The following is a 21,853-nucleotide window of genomic DNA, read 5'->3' on the forward strand; positions in this document are numbered from 1 at the left end:
AGAACCTAGCCAGTGGTCGCAGGTGAAGGCACTGGCAAGCGCGTGAAATGCAAAGATGAAATTTGCGTCGCCAGGTAGGCATGCGCGGGTGCAACAGGTGAACTGGCCAGTATTAGCAGGCTCAAGGTGTCGGCCATCAAATCCAGGGCGCCGCACACTGCCCGAACCGTGTTGTCCCGATCCGTGGCGATGGTAAGGCTCACGGATTGGAGCGAAAGGTTGCTCTCCTGCGCATTGATATCAGTGAACCCGGTTACCTCTGCGCTGACGTCCTGATTTCTGAAAAAACCCTGAACAATACCGAAGCGCTTCATGCTGTCGCTGTGCACACTAAGCATTAAGAAGGTGCCACCAGCGGCGACCCAGTAGCCCGCCAACGTATTCTCGATGGACATGGGGTCACTCTCTGCACTCGTCCTGATGGGCGTTTGCTGTTCTGCCCGTGTGTAAACCAACTTGTCGATATAAGTCCCCTGGCGTGCCAATTCCGGGAAGTCGCTGGTCGCGACCAACAAGTGGTTCAGTGTCAGCACATCGCCCTTGTCCGTCACACTCAATTGTCCACTTAAGCCCGAGGCCCAATGCCAACTGGGATCTTTCTTTGCGTCGCCGAGGTCATGCCATTCAATGGCCAATGCCAGGGCCTGGCTTTTAGCGCGGGTGGCGGCTGTGCCCGATAAGCACCCTGCTATCGAGTACTCGCCCGTTGAGCCGGTTGATGATCGATAGGTCCCAGTGACTTGGCGCCCTGAAACTTCCAAGGTCATCACAGAGCCATAGTCGTTGGCCCATGTTCCGGCCACCGTAGTTGCCCCGATAGAGGGGCCCGGCAAGGTGACCTTCGTTTCCAGCACCGCTCTTGCGCCTGGCATGAAGGGCTTGGATGAAGACCGTGTGATGATCTGCGGACCATCGGCGCGGTTGAAGAGCCAGATTCCCACCGGCGCCAGCGAATAAACCTCATGACTGCACTTCACCACTTGATACTCATAGACGGTGTAGCAGTGCTCCATGATCAGGGATCCCACTACAACCAGATCGGCCAGGCCCATCGGCGCAAATTGAGGCAATACCTGGCCTTTTTCGGGACCTGCTTCAATCAGGCAATTATAGAGTTCGCTGCCCAAGGTTATTTGTCCGTCTGCAAACTCCAGCAGGATGTCGGGCTGGTCGCTGTGGGCGATACGAGCCAGTGTTTCGCGCATCAGCGCATTGTCACCCTTGAACTGCGATGAGCCGGAATCGAGCGCGAACTTGATATTAGTTCGCAGTTTTTCTGAACCGACCGAATAAGACGTCAGTTCGGTCGACCAGATGTATTCCACTCCGGGGAGTTCGCTGTAGACGCTCCAGGGCAAGAACAGGTGTGGGCCTTGGGTTTTAGCGTTGTCGACGGCCCCCATCTGACAGCTGCCAGTGCGCGTGCTGGCGTCCCAATCGAACGCCACGAAGGGTTGGGTAGGGTCCAGTTGACCTTCACGCATCAACGCCTGGAGTACGAATGAGCTGCGGCCCTCCACGTAGGCACTGCTGCACGGCAGGCCCAGGCCGCCGTCCCAATCCAATTGCTTGAACTGGTCGCCTTCGTAAGCCGCCGCGAGAAACAGCTGGCTGTCGAGGCGGGCATCGTTGGGCAGGATTAGCACGTCGCAAGCCGACTCCACCTGCATCGTGCCCCAAGGCCCGAAACCGTAGGGGCGGCGCAGGCAATCGGTGAACGCAAAGGTACTGGAAGCCTGAATATCAAAACGGCCCCCTGCAAAATGCTTGCATTGGTCGGCAGGGCAAAGTGTCGAGGTGACCCAGCTCATGTTTGTGCCCGTGTCGAGGGAAAACTTGAGCGATTGAGCGGGTGTGCCCAGTTTCAGGGTGCAATACCAGGGCGAGGCGCCATTGCCCTGAAAGGGGCCCCGTTGCATGGGGAATGCGAGGTTGTTCTGCAGCGGTTTACTGGTCATGAAGACTCCATCCTTGAATGAGCGCAGGGCCACTGAACCCAGTCAGTAGCCCTGCACGCGTGACGTCACATTGGATAGGGTTTCGCTGTGAATGGCTGTCGGTGGCAGGCGATGAGGTTCGTCGGATCCGGCGATCAGGCAACGCAGCTTCAGCGCAATGCTTCGCCTTCGGTTTCGGGGATGAACACGACGAGTATCACCGTCACCAATAAAAACCCATTGATGATGGTGGTCGTCAGGTTGAACGAGGACCCATAGGCGATCAGCGCGCCGATCAGCGATGGGGCCAGCACGTTCGCCACTCGCTGCGCGAAGATGGCCCAGCCGTAACCGACTGTGCGCAGTGGCGTGGGGTAGAGTTCGCCAATCCATGCACCCCACACGCCCCAGGCGCCGAGGCTGAAAAACGCCAGTGCAAAGTTGCTCAGGTAGAGCATCTCCAGCGTCTGTGCATTGGCGAAGCCGTAACCGGCCAACACGGACGCGCTGATAAAAGTGACGATGACTTTTTTGCGCCCCAACCGTCCCGTCAGGTATGACGCGGCCATATACCCCGGAATCATGCACAGCGCAGACAGTGCAATAAAACCGTAGCTTTGCGGCAGGCTCAGGCCGCGCTGCTGGAGCAACGTGGGCAACCAGGTCTGCAAGCCCCAATACCCCCAGGAAAATGTGAAGTTAACGGTAATTTGCAGCAGGCTGACTTTGAGCAACGCCTGGCTGAACAGTGCACGCTGGCTGCCCGCCACGCTGCGGTCCACTTGCAATATATGACTTTGCGGTATTTGCACCGTGCCTTGGCTCAACCTGTTGATTGTTGCCCTGGCGTCGGCCTGTCGATCCATGGACGCAAGCCAATAGGGCGATTCGGGCACCCAGCGTGCAACCGCAATTGCCCACAGGCCTCCCAGTGAACTCAACACGATAATCGCTCGCCATCCGTAAGGGAGCAGCCACACCGTGGCGCCCAATGCCAGCAACATTCCGATCGGCCAGCCCGAGGCGAGATAGACCGTCAACGCGCCGCGATGGCGAACGGGCAACAACTCTTGGAAGTGGGCAAATGTCACCACCATCATGCCAACCGCCGCGACGCCGGAGAGTAATCGCAGGGCGTACAGCGTTGAATAGTCCGGTGCAAACGCGCTTGCCAGGGATATCGCTCCGTAAGTACCCAGGCTCCAAACGATGGCGTGTTTACGGCCGATACGTTCGGCCACTTTGCCCCAGGCCAGCGCACCCACCAGCATGCCAATAAACATCGCACCGATCAGGTGGCCGACGGCAAGTGCGTCCAAAGCAAACTCGGCTGCTATCAGGGGCGCGGTGTAGACGATGATCATCATTTCCCACGCTTCGATCGCAAAGACAAAGAACAACACCAGGCAGCATTGCAGGTGGGTGCGGGTCAGGGGGACCTCCCTGAAGACTTCCCCTACGTTGCGCGTGCGCACGCCCGCGTCAGGTATCGGCCGGGCAGGGTGGAGCATTGAAGGTATATCACTCATGGTGGTTTTCCTTTTCGAGGTCAGGCTTTCACACGATTGCCGATGGGCGCGGGGCCCTGGAATAAACCGAAGCGTTGGATCTCGGCTTCCGGAGGCGGCTCACAGCTGCCTGCCCGGCTGGGGCACCAGCCAAATCTGCGTTTCATGCCAGCCATGGATTCCGCTACTTTGAAGGCGGCCACCACCGGATCTATAACGGGCACGCCCACTTCACGCTGCACCTGCTCGAAAAACCCGAATTCAATGGTGCAGCCCAGGACGATGGCCTCTGCGCCGTCTTCTTCGACTGCTCGATGGGCCTGCTCGATGATCTTGCGACGGGTCACGGCATGATCCAACTGGAATTCGTCTACGCCCATGCCCAGCGGCCTTAACGATGCCAACCTGTCGCCCGCGCCATAGCCCTTCACGCGCGCGCGCATCTGCTCGATCCACTTGGTGCGCCCGACGATGATCGAAAAACGATTAGCCAGATGCTCTACCACCTGCAAGCTTGCCTGGCAGGGCGCCACCACCAGGGTCTCCCCGGAAATTTCCCTGGCGTCTTCCAAGGCCGGGTCGTAAAAACAACCCAGCACCAGGGCATCTATGCCTTCCCGTGCGCAATCGCGGGCGATGCGCACGGTGCGCTCGTAGGTGAGCGCCTCGTAAGCGCGATATTCCAGGTGTGTGGGGCTGTGGGGCATGTCAAAAGACACCACTTCCACCTGAGTGGAAGGCTGTTTGATGCTGTGCAGCAGATGAGCGATCGGCTCGTCGAACGTCGGGCAGCCAATGGGGTTGAGCCAACGCACGGTGACTGGCATATCCTGCGGCGCGATGTTGAAGTGGGGACTGTCCATACGGTATTCCTCGATAAGTGTGCCGAGCGGCCTTAGAAAAACTTCACCAGGGCTATGGTCAAGCTATTGGAATAGGGCAGGTTGTCGCTGTGGTAGTAATCGAAGTTCAGGTTGGCCGACAGGTAGAATTTCTGTTTGGCGAAACCGGTGTAGGTCATCGCCGGGCCGATCTTGCCTTCGCGGGACTCCTTGAAGTCCGACGCCGAGCGGTTATTGATGTGGTAGGAATGGTGTAAGCCGAGCCATAAGTCATCGGTCACCAGGTACCCGGCGGCGATGTCCGCCAACCAGAAGCTGACGCCGCCGCGCAGGTTGACGAGGTCACCATTTCCCAGGTCGCTGCTGTGGCGATTGCGTGCCGCGTAGTGGATGCCAACGGGTGTAAACGTGGCGGCAAAGCGTCCCACGCGCAGGTAATTGGCCACGCTGAAGCTGGCGCCATAGCGGTTGGCAAATGCGCCGTAGCCCTTGCCCTCATCGTTACCGTTGGGGAATTCCAGCGAGAGCGTCGGGTTGACCCAGAAGGTGGTGAAGTCGTCAGCGCCATAGGCGCTGGTGGGTTCAACCACGTTGTAGTAATAGGCCAGGCCCAGGTTTGGCGAGGCAACGCCCCACGCGCCGTTGTTACGTGAGGCATTGCTGCCGGTATAGCCGGCGTCGGCTCCAACCCAGAACTGCAACTGGTCACGTTGCGTTCCGGTAAACCCGGTTTCGGAGAAGTACGCCAGTACCGTATTGCTACCCGCGCGCACGTCGCCGTTGGTGGTGCGACTGAACACGGGGAACGATTCCAATGCCCACTTGCCAGGCTCGCCTGGTTGGGCGAAACCGATGAATTGGTCGCCTTGTGCCGGGGTTGTGAAACCCAAAATCAAGGCAAACGCGGGCCCTACCCATACGCGAGATGAGTGCTGCAGTTTCATGAGGGTGCTCTCTCTTTTTTGTTGTTGTGCTTGAAGGCCTAGGGCCAGTGTCAGATCGTCAGGCCGTACACGGAGTGCGCGGTTGCGGCATCGACATAGCCGTTCTTGACGTCCTCGCGTACCGCCTGCGGGTCACGTTGGCGCGCCGAGCCATAACCGCCACCCGCACCGGTACGCACCCTCACCAGGTCTCCGGCATTCAGGGAAATACCGCTGGCCATGCTGTAGCGTTGGCATTGGCCGTCCCGCACGACTTCGACGTAGTTGGGCGTACCTTCCGCGCCTTGCTCCAGGCCCCAGGGTGGGATAACCGAGCGGGTATAGCCGCAGGTCATGAAGCTGCCATCGGCGCGAATGCGATAGTCGATGCAGATGCCTCGGCCGCCGCGGTACTGGCCGTGCCCACCCGGCTCGTCGTTCAGCGCCAGCTGTTCGACATACAGCCCGTAGCGGGCTTCGCAGATTTCAACCGGGCAGTTGTAGGTTTCTCCATGCAGCCCGGAATACACGGCGTTGTTGCCGTCGCGACCGGGCTCCGCGCCCCAGCCACCGATCTCGGGCTCAACCAGGGTGAACATCCGCCCGGTGTCCGGATGAACACCTCCAATGATCGTGGCGCACACCGAGGCGAAATTACCCGCGGGCAAACGGTCCGGGAACTGTTGTGCCAGGCAGCACAGGATCAGGTCATGGACCCTAATCAAATTCTCGAAATAGAAGCCTTCGGCGGCAGGCAGTTGCGCATCGAACAATGAGCCTGGACGAGTCAACACCCGAAGGGGCCGAAACGTGCCGCCATTGGTGATGCCCTGCGGTGCGGTAAGCGCCTTGAATGCCATTTGCGCTGCGACCACTGCGCCATCTCGGCTCAGGTTGGTCGGGCCCAGGCATTGGTCGGGGTTATCGCGCAAATCGATCACCAGTTCGGTTTCGCGAATGTCTATGCCGACCTTGAACAGGCTGCCGTCGTCTTGGCGTTCCTCCAGGCTGAACTGGCCTGGGGGGAGCGCGGCCAGCGCCTTGAGCGAAACTTTTTCGCCCAGGTCCATGAAGTCACTCATCGCCAGCAGAAACAGGGCGCTGCCATACTTGTCGTTCAATTCGCGCAAGCGCACCGCACCGTTGCGCACGGCTGCCACGCCGGCCCACAGGTCACCCTCCATAAAGTCCGGCATGCGCGTGTTGGCGCGTAAAATCTGCAACACCGAGCGAATCGGTTGGCCTTTACTGATCAGCTTGACCGATGCCAGGCGCAATCCCTCCTGGAAGATATCCGTCGCGTCCGTAGACAGCGACCCCGGCACTCTGCCGCCGACATCGTTCCAATGGGCTATGTTGGCGGTCCAGGCGACCAACTGCCCGTCGGCAAATACGGGCATGGCCAGCACGACATCGTTCAGGTGCGTCACCGCGCCATCATGGGGATCGTTGCTGATGAAAACGTCGCCGTCTTCAATGTCTTGGGGCAGTGGGTGATGCTGCAGGATCTTTTTGACTGCCTTGTCCAGCACGCCCACAAAGGCCGGAATGCCGGCGCCAGAACTGGCGATCTCGCCCTTGGCGTCGGTGATGCCGGTGCCCATGTCCAGCACTTCATAGATCACCGGGCTCATGGCGGCGTTGCGCATCGCGCTGAACATCTCGTCTGCGATCGCCTGGAGTGAGTTCTGGATGATGTCGCGGGTAAAGATATCGAGAGTACTCATGGCAAGGTTCCTTCAGCCGTTGATCATGATGTGCAGATTGCCGAGGCGATCCACGTGCACACGGTTACCGGGATGCACCACCACGGTGGTACCGGCGTCTTCGACGATGGCCGGGCCGGAAAAGGACATCAGGGGTTCAAGCAGTTCGTAGTCGTAGAGGCGCGCTTCATGGATGCCTTCCTGGGCGTAGTCCACCCGCCGCAAGCCTTTACAGGCCTCGCTCACAGGGCGACCGGTAACCGGCAGCGCCTGGGGCTGCAACTTGCCGATCCGGGCGACGGCGACCAAGTGAAAACCGATAATTTCCAGCGGGGCCTGCAATCGGTAGGTGTAGTGCTGCTCGTACACGCTGTGGAAGCGTTGTTCGATGGCTGCCCAATCCGCGTCAAGCCGCTCTGGAGGGGTGAGCGCCACCTCTACCGAGTGCTCCTGGTTCTGGTAGCGCAGCTTGCAATGCACCTGAAGCTCCACCTGCTCCGGAGGAATCGCTTCCGTGACGAATTGCTCGCGGGCGGTGCGCATCAGCTCCTCAAGAAACTGCTGGGCCTGCTCAAGATTGCCGTGGTCACCGGTTTCAACGAATCGATTGATAAACAGGTCACGGCGCAAGTCCGAGAGGGTCATGCCCCAGGCGGAAAACACCGCAGCGCTGCGTGGCACCACAACCTTCTTGACACCCAGCTCCCGGGCCAGGGCCACCGCGTGCATCGCGCCCCCGCCGCCGAACGCCATCAAGGTGAGCTCCCGTGGATCGTGCCCACGGCTCAACGACACCAGCTTCAATGCATTGACCATATTGTCGTTGGCCAGACGCACGATGCCGCGTGCCACCTCATCCGTCGGCAGTTGCAGGCGCTGGCCCAGGTCATTGAGGCCCCGCGACACTGCCGGCAGATCAGCCACCACGTCGCCGCCGCAGAAGTAATCCGGGTTGATGCGCCCGAGCATCAAGTTGGCATCGGTCGTCGTGATTTGCGTCCCACCGTTGCCATACGCCGCAGGCCCCGGCATGGCGCCGGCGGACTGAGGGCCGACGTGCAACTTGTCGAAATCGTCAACCCAGGCGATGGAACCACCGCCGTTGCCGATCTCCACCAGATCGACCACGGGCACCATGATCGGGTATCCCGCGCTGGTGCGGTTACGTTCAATCCAGTAGTCGGTCTTGATCGTCACTTGGCCGTTGCGGATTAATGCGCATTTAGCGGTGGTCCCGCCAATATCCAGACCCAGCACGTTCGGCTCGTCGATCAGTCGTCCCAGTTCGGCCGCCGCCCAGAAGCCACTTGCCGGGCCGGATTCGACCATGGTGATCGGTATGTCCCTGGCGTGCTGCACACTGTCGACGCCGCAGTTGGACTGCATGATGTACAACGGGGCCTTGTAGCCACCTTCACGCAAACCGTTCGCCAAGTCGTCGAGGTAGCGTGCGGCAATGGGCTGTACATAGGCTGACAGCACGGTGGTGCTGGAACGTTCGTATTCGCGCCATTCACGGGTGATCTGGTGCGAGGCGACCACTGACACTTCTGGCCAGAGCTCGCGCACTTGCGCCAGAACCGCTTGCTCGTGGGCCGGGTTGGCGTAGGCGTGCAGCAGGCAGATGGCTATGGCTTCCACCTTATCCGCGCGGAAGGCGTCGAGTATCCCGGCGATCTGTGAGAGATCCAGAGGTTCGCGCTCCTGCCCGTTGGTGTGCAGGCGTCCACGCACCTCGCGCCGCAGATAGCGCGGTACAAACGGCGCGGGCTTGACCCATTTGAGATTGAAGTAGTCCGGACGATTGGCGCGGGCGATTTCCAGCACGTCCCGAAAGCCCTGGGTGGTGATCAACGCGGTTTTGACTCCCCGTCGTTCGGTTAACGCATTGATGACCACCGTGGTGCCGTGGGCCATGAAATCCACGGTACCCAGGTCGACTCCGGCTTTGCGGATAACGTTAAGCACACCCTGTGCGAAGTTAGGCGGGGTGGTGTCGACCTTGGCGGTACGAATAGTCTGTTCACCGGTAACGGGGTCGTTTTCGAAGTACACGAGGTCGGTGAACGTACCGCCGACGTCGGTGGCCACACGCACTGTTTTACGGTCCATTCCCACGGGCATCTCCTGCTGGTCTTATGATTTATGAGCCAGCAGAGCGCCTCTGGCTGGTGTTGGAGATGCTAGGGCGCGCCGTTTGCCGACGGCTACACGCAGCGCGGGTAGGTCCGGGCGACATGGCGCGTGGGGACTACCCATGCGGGTAGGGGGATGACTCAGTGCGAGGGAGTGACAACACCCAGGCGCAATGCAGCCGCCATCGCCGCCGTTCGGTTCTCCACGCCTAACTTGGCAAATATGTGCTTGAGGTGAAATTTCACGGTGTTCTCGGAAATATCCATGCCTTGGGCGATCGTCTTGTTCGATTGGCCTTGGGCAAGCAACGACAGGATTTGCGTTTCTTTGGCGCTGAACGGCATGCGTGGGCGAACGGGGTGGGCCCGCCATCCGCGTAATCGGGTAATGACGGGCGCCAGGCAAATGGGCGAATCGACGCAGGCTTCCAACGCAGGCAGCAAGCAGGGCCCGGCCTCCAGCAACAGGCCGGGTAATAGCGGCTCCGGGATCGATGCGAGCGTGGTGTTCTGCTCAAGCGGATGCCCTTTGCCGTAGGCTGCCAGACTCAGCACCTGCAAGCGCCAGGCTGGCAGCTGCAAACCGCGCTGCTGCAGGGCACAAGCGCCCTGTGCAAGTCGATTGAGGGCAGCACCCGAGGCGCCCGAGGCGAACTGCAGCCTGGCCAATGCGAGCATCGATGCTTCCTGGTTGCGCCAATCCTTGGGATCGTCCGCCGCCTTTTCCAGGTGCGCAGCGAACGCTTCCCGGCGTGCCTGGGGCAGGAATCCGGCTTGCACCAACAGGTCGACACGCCAGGCGCTGACCAGTTGCGCCAGCCTTTGCCACTTACGCGCGTCAGCGAGCTGTGCAGCATGCTCCAGTTCGAGCAACGCCGGTTGCATCCCCTGGGTTCGCAGCACCGTGCGCCACGCCACTTCGGCAGTGGCCGCCGCGATATCCAGCCAACCGTCTGTGTGGCTAAGCGAGGCCCAGCCGTCACGAAACCAAGGCATCACTTCGACCCAGGCGCCTTGCCAATACAAGTGCCGGGCCTTGAGGCACCCCACCAGGGCCCGCACTGAACTCTCATTGCCGAATTGGTCGACGGCAACGGTCAATGCATTTTCGACCACCTGCGCGGATGCACGAACGTCACCCGCCAACGCCAGCACTTGTGCCTCATGGATCCGGCAATAGTGCTCGCCGCGTGGGCTGGCCATCAGGCGCATCTTGATGTGCGCCGAACGAATGATCTGCAGCGCCAACGCCGGTTGCCCCTGGTTCAGCGCCTGCAGCGCATACACACACTCCAGCGTGCCGGCGGCCAGCAAGTCATCATCTGGTACGCCATCGTAGCGGGGCAGGTCAAAGCGATCCACATAGGCGCAGGCGAGGGTCCGGACGACATGAAAGTCTGCCGCAAGGCGTCGATCCTGTTGAATGTGGCCCTGCACCAGGTCGAGTAACTGGCCGGCAAGCGCATGCTCGCCCAGCTTGGCGTGCAAGTACGCCTGGAGCAGCAGAAGCTCCGGCTCGGCAGCCAGGGTGTGCTCGTCGAACTGTTGCAGCAGGCTTTGGGCGTAACGGATGCCGTTGTAGAGCACCACTTTCCAGCTGCCGGCGCGTACCACCAGGCTCACCGCCAAGCGCTTGTCACGGGCGCGCAGCGCATAGGTGATCGCCTGAATCCAATCCTTCTCTTCAGCCAGCCAATGGGCTGCCGCATAGTGAATGTCCCTGGCGGCGCTGGCATCAATGCTCTGCTTGAGAAAGTCCTGCAGCAACCGGTGATAGCGAAACCACTGACGGCCGGCATCCAGCGGCACCAGCAAGGCATCGAGGTGGGCCAGTTGCATCAACAACCGTGCGCTGTCGTGGCGGCCACGCACCGCATCAGCCAATTCGGCATTGAAGCGTTCCAGCAGGGCCATGTCGCGCAAAAAAGCCTGGCACTCGGCCGGCAGACGCCGCACCACTTGCCCCGTCAGGTAGTCGGCGATATCGGTGACGCGGCCCGAGAACGCAGTGAGTTCGCGCAGCGACGGATTGCAGTTGGCCCGCCACAGGCGTGCCAACTGCACGGCTACTGGCCAACCCTCGGTTTTTTCATACAGATGAGCGAGCTCGACGGGCGGTATATCGGGGCCCAATATCGCTGCGGTTTGCGCCTGGGTTAGCATCAAGGCGTTTGCCGACACCTCATGCACCCAGCCATTGGCCTTCCACTGCGCGAGCGGCCAGTCAGGGCGGATGCGCGTAGCGACTACCCATTCCAGCCAGGGTGCAGCCTGCTCAAGCAGCGCCTGTACCAGGGTGTCGAGTTCAGGGTTGGCCGCCGCGTGGTAGTCATCAAGGAACAGCGTGACTTGCCTGTTTTCCCTGGCAAGCGCATGGAGCAGGGCAGTGATCGTGCGTTGCGGTTGGGCATCCAGCGACTGGTCGTGGGCAAGCCGGGGCAGGTGCCCGAGATCCAGTCCCGCACGGTCGAGCGTCAGGATCAGATAGGACAGGAAACGATGGGGGTCACTGTCGGCCTCGTCCAATGACAGCCAGGCAACGACGTCGGGCGTAGTTGCCGACAAGAGCGCTTGGCGCCACTGCATCAGCAACGTCGTCTTGCCGTATCCGGCGGGTGCGACCACCAGAATCAGTGGACCTTTGATTCGTGCATGAAAAGCATCCAGCAGCGATGTGCGGGGCAAAGATGCCAGTGATGTCAGCGGTGGCGTCAGTTTGCCAACCCAGCACCACGCGCTGGCTGTGGCGGTAGTAAGTTGTTTTCTCATCGAAGCGGTCTCGTGCGGGAGGGGCCGCTTCTGATTTAACTGCTGCGCTTTCCAGCGAGGCGCGCGCAATCGTCACGTGATGTTTAATGCAGGCAAGCTTGCGGATCAGTCCGTTGGACGTATGCACGAACAGTACGCCGCGGCTTGTCTGCAAGCCCCATTCCAGAGACGTCGAATAAAGCTAGAGAGCCGGTCCTACATGCTTTGTCGGACGCTTCTGATTTTTCGCGCTCGGTAAAAAATCGATTCAGAATGTCGTATTTCGGCTATCGCCTCTCCAAGGAAAAGCGGTTGGTGAAGTAACATTCCGACTGCTCACTTTTTCAAGGAAGCCCCCATGTCGCTCACGCTGTTGGATCGTTATCGCGGTAGCCTGCTGGGCCTGGCGTGTGGCGATGCGGTAGGCACCACCGTCGAATTCATGCCGCGCGGCAGCTTCACGCCGGTGACCGATATGGTCGGAGGAGGGCCGTTCAGCCTGAAACCCGGCCAATGGACGGATGACACGTCGATGGCGCTGTGCCTGGCCGAAAGCCTGATACGTAAAGGTGGGTTTGATGCCGCCGACCAGATGGGACGCTATCTGAACTGGTGGAAGTGGGGCTACTTGAGCTCCACCGGGGAGTGCTTTGATATCGGCATGACCGTACGCACGGCGCTGGCGGAGTTTGAGGCGCACGGTGATCCGTTTGCAGGTTCAACGCAGCCTTTTTCCGCCGGCAATGGTTCGATGATGCGTCTGGCGCCGGTCGTGCTGTTTTACTTTGCAGATCTTCAACGGGTCGACGATTTTTCCCGTCAGAGTTCCCGTACCACCCACGGCGCCCAAGAAGCAATCGAGTGCTGCGTCGTGCTGGCGCGGGCAATCGGCAACGCCTTGAAGGGGGCGACCAAGGAGCAACTGTTGAAGGTCTCATGCGCCGGCCTGACTGCCCCCAAAGTCGTGGCGATAGCCCAGGGGGAGTATTGCGATAAACCCCGCACGGACATCACGGGCAGCGGCTACGCCGTGGCGTCGCTGGAGGCCGCGCTGTGGTGCGTGCAGCACACAGACAGCTTCGCCGACGCCGTCTTGACGGCCGCTAACCTGGGCGATGACGCGGACACCACGGGGGCCATCGTTGGCCAATTGGCCGGTGCGCATTATGGTGTGCAAGGTATTCCCGCGGGTTGGCTGGAAAAGCTGTGCATGGGCGATGACATAGAAGCAATGGCCGATGCACTGTTCAATGCCGCCGCCCAACACCCCGAATAAACAACGGTCCGGTTTTATCAGAACCGATCCAGGCGATATGGCATGAGCGCCTGGCCGCCATTCGCCAACTCCCCGACCCACTCCGCCGTCACCGCCGCCTGCGTCAACCCCAGGTGCTGGTGCCCGAACGCAAGCAGCACCTTGTCGTCACACACCCGGTCAATCACCGGCAACGAATCCGGCAATGACGGCCGGAACCCCATCCAGGGTGTTGCCCCTTGGGCGCTAAGGTTCTCGCGAAACAGCCCCTGGCTCAACCGGTGTAACTGCCAGGCGCGCTGCATGTTCGCTGGGCGCGCAAGGCCTGCGAATTCCACCGTGCCGGCCAGGCGCAGGCCGTCGGTCATGGGGGTCATGATGAATTTTCGTTCCAGGGAGGTGACGGCAAACGGCAGGCGATGAGATTCGCGGGGCAGCATGAGGTGGTAGCCGCGCTCGGTGTCCAAGGGCACCGTTTTGCCGGTCAGTGCGGCAGTGAGCTTGGCCGAGTGGGCACCGCAGGCAATCAGCACCTGGCGTGCGCTCAACGGGCCCTGGTCGGTGACGAGCGACACGCCGTGTTCCCCCACGCGACCCTCCAGCACATGGCGCTTGAGAAATTGCACGCCACTGGCCTCGGCTGCCCGGACCAGTTCGCGTACCACATGGTAAGGGTCGAGGAAGTGACCGGTGCCAGGGAAAAACAGCCCGCCCTGGAGGTTGTCGCTCAACTGCGGTGCTGCCTTGCGTATGGCATCGCCGGACCAGAACGCCACGGGCACCTGCTGCTGTTGCATGCGTTGTTGCAAGGCCTCCAGGGCTGGCCGTGACTGCGCCCGCTCATACACCAGCAGCGAGCCATCCTCACGCAACAAGTCGGCGCGGCCGATGCTGTGCAACAGGCGTTGCCATGCGCCCAGGCTGCCTTCATTGAGCGCGCGCAGCCCCACGACCGTGCGCCGGTAGTTCGCCGGGCGCAGGTTCATGAGCAGGCGCAGGAACCACGGCAGTGCGCGCGGCAGGTATCGCCAGTCCAGGCGCAGCGGGCCCATGGGGTCGAGCAGCATGCGGGGCAAGCGCTTGAGGATCGACAGGTCGGCAATCGGGAACACCTGCTCGGTCGCCAGATGCCCCGCGTTGCCATAGGACGCACCCATGCCGGGTTCCTGCAGGTCGAGCACCACCACCTGCCGGCCCTGGCGCGCCAGTTGCAACGCGCAGGCCACGCCAATAATGCCGGCGCCCACCACGACGATATCGCGCTCGGCCACGGCCTAGGCTTCTGCGTGGTTAGTGTGTTGCGCCGACCAGTCGGCGTACCACTGGCGAAACAGCGCGTACTGGCTCTGGGCGTAGCGGCGCTGGGCCTCGCTGAGCACGTCGGTTTCGTTGAAGTGCACGCTGTAGCCCTGGTCGCCGTTAAGCTCCATCAGGTACTTGTAATACAGCACCAGATCGCAGCCTTCATCGAATGACGACAGCACGGCCAGCGCGGCCTCCAGTTCACGGGCCTGGCGCCGGGCCTGGACATCGCCCTTGGCGGCTTGCTTGCTCAACGCCACCAGTTGCAGGACTTCCCGGGGCAGTGCGTTGCCGACACCGGTGATAGCCCCCGTGGCGTTGCAATTGACGAAACCGTGCACCACCTGGGTGTCGACGCCGACCATCAGGGTGACGCTGTCGTCCTGGGAGGTGATGTGTTCCGCTGCGTAGCGCAGGTCCGCAGCACCGCCGAACTCCTTGAAGCCAACGAGGTTCGGGTGTTCGCGGCGCAGCTCAAAGAACAGGTCGGCGCGGGTGGCGAAGCCGTAGTAGGGGCTGTTGTAGATCACCGCCGGCAGGTTCGGCGCGGCCTTGAGGATCGCCGAAAAGTGGGCCTTTTGCGCAGTGGCGGATGCGCCACGGGACAGCACGCGCGGAATCACCATCAAACCGCTGGCGCCCACCTTGGCGGCGTGGGCTGCATGGGCAATCGCTTCGCGGCTGTTGACCGCCCCCGTACCGACGATGGTCGGCACACCGGCCGCTACCAGGCGCGCGACACCTTCCTGGCGCTCGGCTTCAGTCAGCAACGGCCAGTCGCCCATGGAGCCGCAATACACCACGGCGCTCATGCCGATATCGACTAACTCGCGACCCTTGGCGACCAGTGCGTCGAAGTCCGGCTTGCGATCAAGGGTGCACGGCGTCATCAGGGCGGGGATGCAGCCGGTGAAAATGTTGTTGTTCATTGTCGTTACTCCTCGAGTCAGTTCAGCAGGGCCGGGGCGCCAATGCCCCAGGCGAAAGGGTCGCGTTCGTCGATCAGCAAGGTGCTGTCGGCGGTCATGTAGGCGCTGCCGGTGATGAACGGCCGTATGCGCTCGCCGTCCCATTCATAACGGCCGGTGAACTGGCTGCCGGTGATGCTGGCCTGGACCCAGGTTGCGCCGGGCGCCAGTTTTCCATCGGCCGCCAGGCAGGCCAGCTTGGCGCTGGTGCCGGTGCCACAGGGCGAGCGGTCGTAGGCCTTGCCGGGGCACATCACGAAGTTGCGGCTGTCGGCCAGGTCGTCGTCGGCGAACAGTTCGATATGGTCGATCAGCGCGCCGTCTTCACCGTGGATGCCTTGGGCTTCGAGGGCCCGGAGCATGGCCCAGGTGTATTCGGTCAGGGCGTCGACGTTGTCCATCTGTAAGACCTGGCCGTGCTCCGACACCAGGAAAAACCAGTTGCCGCCCCAGGCGATGTCGCCGTGGACCACGCCATGGCCCGGCACATCTACCTGCACCTGTTGGCGAAAACGGTAGGCAGGCACATTGCGCAAGGTCACGCTGGCGTCTTCGTGCAGCGTCGCCGCCACCGGGCCGACGGGCGTGTCGATGGTGTGCACGCCGGGCTGGATGAGACCCAAGTAGTGCAAGGACGCCACCAGGCCAATGGTGCCGTGACCGCACATGCCGAGGTAGCCGGCGTTGTTGAAGAAAATCACGCCGCACACCGCGCCGGGGGTGACAGGCTCGCAGTACAGCGCGCCAACCAGCACGTCATTGCCGCGCGGTTCCAGCAGGCAGGCGCGGCGCCAGGGGTCGTGCTCGCTGCGCAGGTTCGCCAGCCGCTCGGCAAGGGTGGCGCCGTGCAGGGCCGGAAAGCCGGTCATCACCAGGCGCGTCGGTTCGCCGCCGGTGTGGGAGTCGATCACGTGCAGCCGTTTCATAAGACGCTCACTTGTGAGTGATTGGATAGGCCTAGAGTGAGCCCATGGAGGGCGGCGCGATTGATGTTTTTTGCGTGTATCGATGACGAAATCAGCACAGTTTTCATTGCTCGACAGTGCTCTGGGCATCGGGCAATCTGCTAGGCGTCAAGGCCATCCGTGGGAATCGACCGTCATGATGCAGAGCGCGTTTGCGACCCTTTGCCAAGGGAGCGAGGCGAATCGCCCTCACTCCCTCGAGCAGCTATTGGCCGGTGTCGTACAGCTGTTGCCAATGCTGGATGTGATCCCCAACGCGGCGATTTTCATCAAGGACACCCAGGCGCGTTATGTGCTCGCCAACCTCACCCTGGTGCAACGCTGTGGCCTGAAGCACCTGCAGCCGCTGCTGGGCAAGACCAGCGCCGAAGTGTTTCCCGCGCAACTGGGGCCGGGCTACACCGAGCAGGACCGGCGCGTGCTGGAGCAGGGCTTTATGCTGCAAGACCAGCTGGAACTGCACCTTTATGGCACTCGCGAACCGGGCTGGTGCCTGACCCACAAATGGCCGTTGTACAACCACAGCGGCGCCATCATCGGCCTGGCCGGTATTTCCGTCGACCTGCAAACCGCCAGCGAAAGCCACCCGGCGTACCCGCGCCTGGCTGCCGTGGACGCACACATCCGCGCGCACTTCAACCGCCGCGTCACGTTGGGTGAATTGACGCATATCGCCGGGATTTCCGTGGCGCAGCTGGAGCGTTACTGCAAACGCGTGTTCCACCTCACGCCCCGGCAGATGATCCAGAAAGTGCGCCTGGAGCAGGCCCATCGGTTGTTGCAGACCGGCATGCCGATTACCGAAGTCGCGTTGCAGTGCGGCTATACCGATCACAGCGCGTTCAGTCGCCAGTTCAAGGCGTCGACGGGGTTTACGCCGAGGCAGTATCGGGACACCTGCTAAACACTCGTGTTTTGTAGTGAGCGGGCTTGTCCCGCGCTGGGGGGCGAAGCCGCCCCAAACCAGGCGACTCGGTTTATCTGTCATTCGGCGGCGACTCGGTTAGGGCGGCTTCGCCACCCAGCGCGGGACAAGCCCGCTCACTACGGTCCGTCTCAGGGCAGCAATATCGCAATGCAACGAATGCGCCACACAACCCTCATATGTTCACGAGTAATGCATTCGACGACAGGTACCAAGCTTATGACGGCGGCTGAAAACAACCATGTGAACTGGCTGGTGGAACAATCGATGCTGCATGCGGCACGCCAGCGGGCCAAGCTCTATTCGGGGCAGGGCCGGTTGTGGCAGCAGCCTTACGCGCAAACCCGGCCGCGCGATGCGTCGGCGTTGTCGTCGGTGTGGTTCACCGCCTACCCGGCGTCGATCGTGACCCGCGAGGGCGGCACGGTACTGGAGGCGCTGGGGGATGAAGCGCTGTGGCACGCCTTGTCGAAGATCGGCATCCAGGGCATCCATAACGGCCCGTTGAAAAAGTCCGGCGGCCTGAACGGTACCCGACATACGCCGACCATCGACGGTAACTTCGACCGCATCAGTTTCGAAATCGACCCACAGCTGGGCACCGAGGCGCAGTTGCAGGCGTTGACACGCATGGCGGCGGCGCACAACGCGGTGATCATCGATGATGTGATCCCGTCCCACACCGGCAAAGGCGCGGACTTTCGCCTGGCCGAGATGGCGTATGAGGACTACCCCGGCCTCTACCACATGGTCGAAATCCGTGAAGAAGACTGGCCGCTGCTGCCCGAGGTCGCCGAGGGGCGCGATGCGCAGAACCTCAGCCCGCTGCAGGTCGATGCGTTGCGCGACAAGCACTACATCGTCGGCCAATTGCAGCGGGTGATTTTCTTCGAACCCGGCGTCAAGGAAACCGACTGGAGCGCCACCGACGTCGTGGTGGGCGTGGACGGCAAACCACGGCGCTGGGTGTACCTGCATTATTTCAAAGAGGGCCAGCCGTCACTGAATTGGCTGGACCCCACCTTCGCCGCGCAGCAGATGATCATCGGCGATGCGCTGCATGCCATCGACGTGATGGGCGCGAAGATCCTGCGCCTGGACGCCAACGGTTTCCTCGGTGTGGAACGCAAGCTGGATGGCACCGCGTGGTCCGAAAGCCATCCGCTGTCGATCACCGGCAACCAGTTGCTCGGCGGGGCGATCCGCAAGGCCGGCGGTTTCAGCTTCCAGGAATTGAACCTCACCGTGGATGACATTGCTTCGATGTCCCATGGCGGCGCCGACCTGTCCTACGACTTCATCACCCGTCCCGCCTACCAGCACGCGCTGCTGATGGGCGATGCCGAGTTCCTGCGCTTGATGCTGCGCGAAATGCACCGGCAGGGCATCGACCCCGGCTCGCTGATCCATGCGTTGCAGAACCACGACGAATTGACCCTGGAACTGGTGCACTTCTGGACGCTGCACGCCCACGATACCTTCCTTTACCAGGGCCAGACCTTCCCCGGCAATATCCTGCGTGAGCACATTCGCGAACAGATGTACGAGCGCCTGACCGGCGAACATGCGCCGTATAACCTCAAATTCGTGACCAATGGCGTGTCGTGCACCACCGCCAGCATCATCACGGCGGCGCTGGGCATTCGTGACCTGGAAGCGATCACACCGGCGGATATCCAGCAGATCCGCCAGATCCATTTGCTGCTGGTGATGTACAACGCCATGCAGCCCGGCGTGTTTGCCTTGTCCGGCTGGGACTTGGTGGGCGCGCTGCCGTTGGCGGCCGAAGAGGTCGAGCACCTGATGCAGGACGGCGATACGCGCTGGATTCATCGCGGCGCGTATGACCTGGTGGAGCTGAACCCGGACGCTGAGCTTTCGGCCGGTCACATGCCACGCTCGAAAAGCCTCTACGGCAGCCTGAACAGCCAGTTGCAGGATCCCGAATCGTTTGCCTCGCAGCTACAGAAAATCCTCGCCGTACGCCGGGCCTACGATATCGCCGCCAGCCGCCAGATTCAGGTGCCGGAGGTGGAGAATCCTGGGTTGTTGGTGATGGTGCATGAGTTGCCGGCCGGGAAGGGCACACAAATTACCGCGCTGAATTTTGGCGCTACGCCAATCACCGAGACGCTGCACCTGCCCGATATTGCTGCGGGGATGGTGGTGGACATCATCAACGAACGGGTCGAGGGGGATTTGACCGCCGAAGGCGAATTCACCATTACGCTGGATGCCTATGAGGGGCTGGCGCTGAGAGTTGTCAGCAGCGCGCCGATGTAGCGCTCACATTTTAATCCTGCGCTATCGCTGTAGTGAGCGGGCTTGCCCCGCGCTGGGCGGCGAAGCCGCCCCAAAACCCGTCGATCCGGTTCTATCTGACAGACCGCGGCGATCCGATTGGGGCGGCTTCGCCGCCCAGCGCGGGGCAAGCCCGCTCACTACAGCATGTCGAGAGCTCTGGATCAGTAGAGTTGCGGCACAATGAGCTCCGGCGGCGTCGGGCTGCGCGAGTAATCCTCCTGCCGCTCGCGCTGCGGCAGTTCGATCACCGGCAGTTCGACTTCTTCATAAGGCATCTGCCCGAGCAGGTGGCTGATACAGTTGAGCCGTGCTTTCTTTTTATCGTCAGCCTGCACCACCCACCAGGGCGCTTCGGCGATGTGGGTGCGTTCGAGCATGATTTCCTTGGCCTTGGTATAGGCTTCCCAGCGCCGGCGTGACTCCAGGTCCATGGGGCTCAGCTTCCACTGCTTGAGCGGGTCGTGAATGCGGCTGAGAAAGCGCAGGTGCTGTTCCTGGTCGGAAATCGAAAACCAGTACTTGATCAACTGGATACCGGAGCGGGCGAGCATACGTTCGAACTCCGGCACGGTGCGGAAGAATTCTTCGTACTGGTCGTCATTACAGAACCCCATGACTTGCTCGACGCCGGCGCGGTTGTACCAACTGCGGTCGAACAGCACGATTTCACCGGCGGCCGGCAGGTGTGAGACATAGCGCTGGAAATACCACTGCGTCTGTTCACGGTCATTCGGCGCGGGCAGGGCGGCCACCCGGCAGACCCTGGGGTTCAGGCGCTGGGTGATGCGCTTGATCACGCCGCCCTTGCCGGCGGCATCACGCCCCTCGAACAGGATCACCACCTTGTGGCCGGTCTTGACCACCCAGCTTTGCAATTTCACCAGCTCGCCCTGCAGGCGGAACAGCTCGCTGAAATAAATCCTGCGCGCGGCTTTTTCGCGGCTTTCACCGACATGCTCATCGAACAGTGTGTTCAGGTCGTGCCCGTCTTCGGACAGTTCCAGTTCCAACTCCTCATCACTGTGATCAAGCAATTCACGGTGAATGCGCTGCATCAAGGCGTCTTCTACAGAGGACATGGGCGGAACTCGCGTGGTGGGGATGGCCAAGTCATAGACGCATTTTGTTACCAACCAATTACACCGAATCGCCTGATCGCGAGGGAGGAGGGCGACAACCGGGCGTTTTGCCACTGCACGTTCATAAAACCGTAACAAGATTGTTGCAGAGTTGCCGAGCCCGAAATCACTAGGATTCTCCTTAATGAAACGTCTGATGAAGTCTGCTGCAATCGCCGTTGCGGTTTCTTTGAGTGCCACCTCGGTATTTGCGGCGGAAAACGTCCGCCTGACAGGTTCTGGCGCAAGTTTCCCGGCTCCGATCTACCTCACCTGGTTCAAAGACTTCAGCAAGAAGGCAGAAGGCGTCACGGTTGACTACCAATCCAAAGGTAGTGGCGCGGGCGTGCAGGACTTCCTGAACAAAACCGTCGACTTCGCCGCCAGTGACTCGGCAATGAAAGACGAAGACATCGCCAAGGTTGCCGAAGGCGTGCAACTGCTGCCGATGACCGCGGGCGAAATCGTTCTGGCGTACAACCTGCCGGGCAGCCCAAAAGGCTTGAAGCTGCCGCGCGAGGTGTACTCCAACATCTTCCTGGGCAAGATCACCAAGTGGAACGACCCGCAGATCGTCGCGGCCAACCCTGAGCTGAAACTGACTGACATGCCTATCACCGTTGTGGTGCGTGCAGACTCCAGCGGTACCACAGCGGTGTTCACCAAGCACCTGTCGGCCATCAACCCTGCGTTCAAACAGGACCTGGGTGAAGGCAACACCGTCAACTGGCCAGCCAGCGACAAGTTCATCAAATCGCCGAAAAACGATGGCGTGACCGCCACCGTGCGCCAGACCCCAGGCGCTATCGGTTACATCGAGTACGGCTTCGCCAAGCTGGCCAAGGTCGACTTCGCCCAACTGCAGAACAAGGCTGGTCACTACGTGGTGCCAAACGCCGAAAGCGGTGCTGAAGCCCTGGCTGCGGTGAAGATGCCGGAAAGCCTGGTGGCCTGGCTGCCGGATCCGGATGGCGCCAAGTCCTACCCGATCACTTCCTATACCTGGATGATCTTCCGCAAGAACAACGGCAACCCGGCCAAAGCCAAGGCCATGCGTGAAATGGTCGAGTACAGCCTGACCGAAGGTCAGAAAATTGCCGACTCGATGGGTTACATCCCGCTGCCCAAATCGGTTGTCGACCAGGTTCGCAAAGCTTCCGCCAACATTCAGTAAGGCTTGCCAGGCCGCTCCCGGCGTGGGCTTGCCCGCCATGCCG

Annotated in this window: 15 protein-coding genes; 4 read left to right on the forward strand and 11 right to left on the reverse strand. The window is 61.3% G+C overall.

Annotated elements, in window-relative coordinates:
* Positions 1-5 precede the first annotated feature (5 nt).
* The 7 genes from BLL36_RS23110 to BLL36_RS23140 all read right to left on the reverse strand — a co-directional run bounded on the left by BLL36_RS23110 (position 6) and on the right by BLL36_RS23140 (position 11,820).
* Positions 6-1,958 (reverse strand): avidin/streptavidin family protein, encoded by a 1,953-nt coding sequence (locus BLL36_RS23110; RefSeq protein ID WP_076953902.1) that lies wholly within the window; start codon positions 1,956-1,958, stop codon positions 6-8.
* Positions 1,959-2,107: 149 nt separating this feature from the next.
* The gene (locus tag BLL36_RS23115) at positions 2,108-3,466 is read right to left on the reverse strand and encodes an MFS transporter (RefSeq protein WP_083735318.1); all 1,359 of its coding nucleotides are present in this window, start codon (positions 3,464-3,466) and stop codon (positions 2,108-2,110) included.
* A 20-nt stretch (positions 3,467-3,486) separates the two neighbouring features.
* Positions 3,487-4,308: an aspartate/glutamate racemase family protein gene (locus BLL36_RS23120; protein WP_076953906.1), complete on the reverse strand. Its 822-nt coding sequence runs from the start codon at positions 4,306-4,308 to the stop codon at positions 3,487-3,489.
* Between the two features lie 32 nt (positions 4,309-4,340).
* Positions 4,341-5,231 (reverse strand): hypothetical protein, encoded by an 891-nt coding sequence (locus BLL36_RS23125; protein WP_076953908.1) that lies wholly within the window; start codon positions 5,229-5,231, stop codon positions 4,341-4,343.
* A 50-nt stretch (positions 5,232-5,281) separates the two neighbouring features.
* The gene (locus BLL36_RS23130; RefSeq protein WP_076953910.1) at positions 5,282-6,937 is read right to left on the reverse strand and encodes a hydantoinase B/oxoprolinase family protein; all 1,656 of its coding nucleotides are present in this window, start codon (positions 6,935-6,937) and stop codon (positions 5,282-5,284) included.
* Positions 6,938-6,949: 12 nt separating this feature from the next.
* A complete protein-coding gene (locus BLL36_RS23135) occupies positions 6,950-9,028 on the reverse strand; it encodes a hydantoinase/oxoprolinase family protein (RefSeq protein ID WP_076953912.1) in 2,079 nt (692 codons plus the stop codon).
* A 164-nt stretch (positions 9,029-9,192) separates the two neighbouring features.
* Positions 9,193-11,820 (reverse strand): LuxR C-terminal-related transcriptional regulator, encoded by a 2,628-nt coding sequence (locus tag BLL36_RS23140; protein WP_165448108.1) that lies wholly within the window; start codon positions 11,818-11,820, stop codon positions 9,193-9,195.
* 337 nt (positions 11,821-12,157) lie between these two features.
* On the opposite strand from BLL36_RS23140, the gene BLL36_RS23145 reads away from it, so the two are divergent.
* Positions 12,158-13,075, forward strand: a complete 918-nt coding sequence (locus tag BLL36_RS23145; protein ID WP_076953914.1) for an ADP-ribosylglycohydrolase family protein — start codon at positions 12,158-12,160, stop codon at positions 13,073-13,075.
* Between the two features lie 17 nt (positions 13,076-13,092).
* On the opposite strand, the gene BLL36_RS23150 is transcribed toward BLL36_RS23145, so the two are convergent.
* The 3 genes from BLL36_RS23150 to BLL36_RS23160 are packed head-to-tail and all read right to left on the reverse strand — an operon-like array spanning position 13,093 to position 16,250.
* Positions 13,093-14,325: an NAD(P)/FAD-dependent oxidoreductase gene (locus BLL36_RS23150; RefSeq protein WP_076953916.1), complete on the reverse strand. Its 1,233-nt coding sequence runs from the start codon at positions 14,323-14,325 to the stop codon at positions 13,093-13,095.
* 3 nt (positions 14,326-14,328) lie between these two features.
* The gene (locus BLL36_RS23155) at positions 14,329-15,285 is read right to left on the reverse strand and encodes a dihydrodipicolinate synthase family protein (RefSeq protein WP_076953917.1); all 957 of its coding nucleotides are present in this window, start codon (positions 15,283-15,285) and stop codon (positions 14,329-14,331) included.
* 17 nt (positions 15,286-15,302) lie between these two features.
* Entirely contained in the window at positions 15,303-16,250 is a 948-nt protein-coding gene (locus BLL36_RS23160; RefSeq protein ID WP_076953919.1) for a 4-hydroxyproline epimerase, read from the reverse strand.
* Between the two features lie 175 nt (positions 16,251-16,425).
* Here BLL36_RS23160 and BLL36_RS23165 point away from each other — a divergent pair, with 175 nt between their 5' ends.
* On the forward strand, positions 16,426-17,193 hold the full coding sequence (locus BLL36_RS23165; RefSeq protein ID WP_197678467.1) for an AraC family transcriptional regulator: 768 nt from the start codon (positions 16,426-16,428) through the stop codon (positions 17,191-17,193).
* Positions 17,194-17,433: 240 nt separating this feature from the next.
* Entirely contained in the window at positions 17,434-19,497 is a 2,064-nt protein-coding gene (gene treS / locus BLL36_RS23170; RefSeq protein ID WP_076953920.1) for a maltose alpha-D-glucosyltransferase, read from the forward strand.
* A gap of 182 nt (positions 19,498-19,679) precedes the next feature.
* On the opposite strand, the gene ppk2 is transcribed toward treS, so the two are convergent.
* Positions 19,680-20,597, reverse strand: a complete 918-nt coding sequence (ppk2, locus tag BLL36_RS23175; RefSeq protein ID WP_076953922.1) for a polyphosphate kinase 2 — start codon at positions 20,595-20,597, stop codon at positions 19,680-19,682.
* Between the two features lie 184 nt (positions 20,598-20,781).
* Between ppk2 and pstS the strand changes: the two genes are divergently transcribed.
* Positions 20,782-21,810 (forward strand): phosphate ABC transporter substrate-binding protein PstS, encoded by a 1,029-nt coding sequence (gene pstS / locus BLL36_RS23180; protein WP_076953924.1) that lies wholly within the window; start codon positions 20,782-20,784, stop codon positions 21,808-21,810.
* The last annotated feature ends 43 nt before the right edge of the window (positions 21,811-21,853 follow it).

The organism is Pseudomonas cedrina subsp. cedrina, assembly GCF_001983175.1.
Lineage (GTDB): Bacteria > Pseudomonadota > Gammaproteobacteria > Pseudomonadales > Pseudomonadaceae > Aquipseudomonas > Aquipseudomonas cedrina.

Excerpts from the sequence above, each read along its gene's own strand:
- BLL36_RS23110 (WP_076953902.1), bottom strand. The coding sequence starts at position 1,958 with ATGACCAGTAAACCGCTGCAGAACAACCTCGCATTCCCCATGCAACGG.
- BLL36_RS23115 (WP_083735318.1), bottom strand. The coding sequence starts at position 3,466 with ATGAGTGATATACCTTCAATGCTCCACCCTGCCCGGCCGATACCTGAC.
- BLL36_RS23120 (WP_076953906.1), bottom strand. The coding sequence starts at position 4,308 with ATGGACAGTCCCCACTTCAACATCGCGCCGCAGGATATGCCAGTCACC.
- BLL36_RS23125 (WP_076953908.1), bottom strand. The coding sequence starts at position 5,231 with ATGAAACTGCAGCACTCATCTCGCGTATGGGTAGGGCCCGCGTTTGCC.
- BLL36_RS23130 (WP_076953910.1), bottom strand. The coding sequence starts at position 6,937 with ATGAGTACTCTCGATATCTTTACCCGCGACATCATCCAGAACTCACTC.
- BLL36_RS23135 (WP_076953912.1), bottom strand. The coding sequence starts at position 9,028 with ATGGACCGTAAAACAGTGCGTGTGGCCACCGACGTCGGCGGTACGTTC.
- BLL36_RS23140 (WP_165448108.1), bottom strand. The coding sequence starts at position 11,820 with ATGAGAAAACAACTTACTACCGCCACAGCCAGCGCGTGGTGCTGGGTT.
- BLL36_RS23145 (WP_076953914.1), top strand. The coding sequence starts at position 12,158 with ATGTCGCTCACGCTGTTGGATCGTTATCGCGGTAGCCTGCTGGGCCTG.
- BLL36_RS23155 (WP_076953917.1), bottom strand. The coding sequence starts at position 15,285 with ATGAACAACAACATTTTCACCGGCTGCATCCCCGCCCTGATGACGCCG.
- BLL36_RS23160 (WP_076953919.1), bottom strand. The coding sequence starts at position 16,250 with ATGAAACGGCTGCACGTGATCGACTCCCACACCGGCGGCGAACCGACG.
- BLL36_RS23165 (WP_197678467.1), top strand. The coding sequence starts at position 16,426 with ATGATGCAGAGCGCGTTTGCGACCCTTTGCCAAGGGAGCGAGGCGAAT.
- treS (WP_076953920.1), top strand. The coding sequence starts at position 17,434 with ATGACGGCGGCTGAAAACAACCATGTGAACTGGCTGGTGGAACAATCG.
- ppk2 (WP_076953922.1), bottom strand. The coding sequence starts at position 20,597 with ATGTCCTCTGTAGAAGACGCCTTGATGCAGCGCATTCACCGTGAATTG.
- pstS (WP_076953924.1), top strand. The coding sequence starts at position 20,782 with ATGAAACGTCTGATGAAGTCTGCTGCAATCGCCGTTGCGGTTTCTTTG.